This window comes from Desertibaculum subflavum (genome assembly GCA_003576705.1).
Lineage (GTDB): Bacteria > Pseudomonadota > Alphaproteobacteria > Ferrovibrionales > Ferrovibrionaceae > Desertibaculum > Desertibaculum subflavum.
The window spans coordinates 1-2,544 of record QOZS01000127.1; the positions used below are offsets into that span (position 1 = coordinate 1).

At 67.8% G+C, this 2,544-nt stretch carries 1 protein-coding gene and 1 pseudogene; one reads left to right on the forward strand and one right to left on the reverse strand.

Annotation, left to right across the window (positions count from 1 at the left end):
* Nucleotides 1-361 (forward strand): annotated as a pseudogene (locus DT074_RS27790) (hypothetical protein); the annotation flags it as partial.
* A 183-nt stretch (nt 362-544) separates the two neighbouring features.
* Here the strand turns inward: DT074_RS27790 and DT074_RS27795 are convergent.
* Nucleotides 545-2,347 (reverse strand): IlvD/Edd family dehydratase, encoded by a 1,803-nt coding sequence (locus DT074_RS27795; protein WP_368744961.1) that lies wholly within the window; start codon nt 2,345-2,347, stop codon nt 545-547.
* Nucleotides 2,348-2,544: the final 197 nt, after the last annotated feature.

Sequence of the window (2,544 nt, forward strand, 5' to 3'; positions counted from 1 at the left end):
AACCGATGCGCCGTCGCGGATGCCGCTCTGCGAAGGCCTCGACCCGGTGCGCGCCCACCGCCACCGGCTGGAGCGGCTCCGCGACCTCGCGCTGGAGCAGGGCCTCGTCTCCACCGCCCTTGTCGCCCAGCGCGCCGTCGGCCGCGCCCTCGACCTGACGGAGGCGATGGCGCAGCAAGAAGCAGCACCAATCGCCGCGCCGGCCCCCAAACCCGCGCCACCGCCGCGTATCGACGTGCTCGGCTTCGTCCGCCACCTGCTCGACACCGATCCCGCGATGGGCCCGGTGATCGCCGACGTCATGGCCGAGATCCGCAACTTGCCGCAGCCCGAACCTGCAATGGCGCAGGCCGCCGAGTGAAGCCCTCCCTCGGCGAAGCCGGGGGAGGGTTTGGGTGGGGGTTTTTGTGTTTTTCCTCAGCCCTCGCGCCACGGATGAGCAAAACACAAAAACCCCCTCCCAGCCTCCCCCAACAAGTTGGGGGAGGAGCTGTCTCCGCGTGCCTCCGTGCTCTCCGTGTCCTCCGTGGTGAGAGAACTTGGCTCAATGCGAATGCCGGGGCACGCCTCGCTCCTCGCTGATGCGCTGGTACTCGACGGCAAACTCCATGCAGCCGCCGGTCGAGAGCTGGCCGACGGTGCGGCGGGCGAGTTCCTGCCACGGGGTCTGGTTGTAAAGCGCGGGCGGCTTCCAGGCGGCGCGGCGGCGTTCCAGCTCGTCCTTCGAAATCAGGATGTCGGCCTTGCGCTTGCCGATATCGATGCGGATGCGGTCGCCGGTCTGCAGGAGCGCGAGGCCGCCGCCGACGGCGGATTCCGGCGAGGCGTTGAGGATCGACGGACTGCCGGAGGTGCCGCTCTGCCGGCCGTCGCCGATGCAGGGCAGCAGCAGCACGCCTTTTTTCACCAGGTCGTCCGGCGGCAGCATGTTCACCACCTCAGCCGAGCCTGGATAGCCGACCGGGCCGGCGCCGCGCACCACCAGGATGCAATCGGCGTCGATCTTGAGCGACGGATCGTTGATGCGGTCGTGATAATCCTCCGGCCCCTCGAACACGATGGCACGGCCTTCGAAGGCCATCGGGTCGCTCGGCCGTTCCAGATAGGCCTTGCGGAATTCGGGCGTGATCACCGAGGTCTTCATGATGGCGGCGTCGAACAGGGTGCCGCCGAGCACGGCGAAGCCCGATTGCGGCAGCATCGGCTTGTCGTAGGCGCGGATCACCTCGCGGTCGCCCGGCTCGATCTTGGCCAGGTTCTCAGCCACGGTTCTGCCGGAGACGGTCAGCGCATCGCCATGCAGCTTGCCCTTGTCGAGCAGCTCCTTCATCACGGCCGGCACGCCGCCGGCGCGGTGGAAGGCTTCGCCGAGGAAGCGGCCCGCCGGCATCATGTCGACCAGCAACGGAATGTCGTAGCCGACCTTGTCCCAGTCCTCGATCTTCAAGTCCACGCCCATATGGCGGGCGATCGCGGTGACATGCGGCGGGCAGTTGGTCGAGGCGCCGAGCGCGCTCGCCATGCGGATCGCGTTCTCGAACGCCTTCCGCGTCATGATCTTCGAGGGGCGCAGATCCTCGTTCACCAGCTCGACGATGCGCTTGCCGGTGGCATAGGCCATCTGGCCGCGCTCGCGATAGGGGGCGGGGATGGCGGAGCAGCCGGGCAGCGACATGCCGAGCGATTCCGCCATCGCGTTCATCGACGACGCGGTGCCCATGGTGTTGCAATGGCCGACCGACGGCGCCGAGGCGGTCACCATGTCGATAAACTCGTCATAGTCGATGCGGCCGGCGGCGAATTCCTGCCGCGCGAACCAGGCGACGGTGCCGGAGCCAGCGAGCTTGCCGCGGAAATGCCCGTCCAGCATCGGTCCGCCGGAGAGCACGATGGAGGGGATGTTCACCGTCGCCGCCGCCATCAGGCAGGCCGGCGTGGTCTTGTCGCAGCCGGTGGTGAGCACCACGCCGTCGATCGGGTAGCCGAACAGCGTCTCGACCAGGCCGAGATAGGCGAGGTTGCGGTCGAGCGCCGCGGTCGGGCGCTTGCCGGTCTCCTGGATCGGATGCACCGGGAATTCCAGCGGCACGCCGCCGGCATCGCGGATGCCGGCGCGCACGCGCTCGGCGAGGTCCAGATGGTGCCGGTTGCAGGGCGACAGGTCGCTGCCGGTCTGGGCGATGCCGATGATCGGCTTGCCGGATTGCAGCTCCTCGCGGGTCAGGCCGTAATTCAGGTAGCGCTCGATATAGAGCGCCGTCATGCCGGGATTGTGCGGGTTGTCGAACCACTCGCGGCTGCGCAAGCGGCTGCCCGTCTCCGGTTGGAACAGTTTCGACCCGGCCATACGACCCTCCCTGGACCTTTTGATCGTGAGATTATCGATGATCTTGGAGCGGGCGGGCTCTACCCTCAAGCGGAACCGACACGCGATGGGAATTATAGGGACGTCATGGCCGGGCTTGACCCGGCCATCCACGGCTCTCCGCCGCGCCGCCCCCACCGCGTGGATGGCCGGGTCAAGCCCGGCCATGACATGTTGGA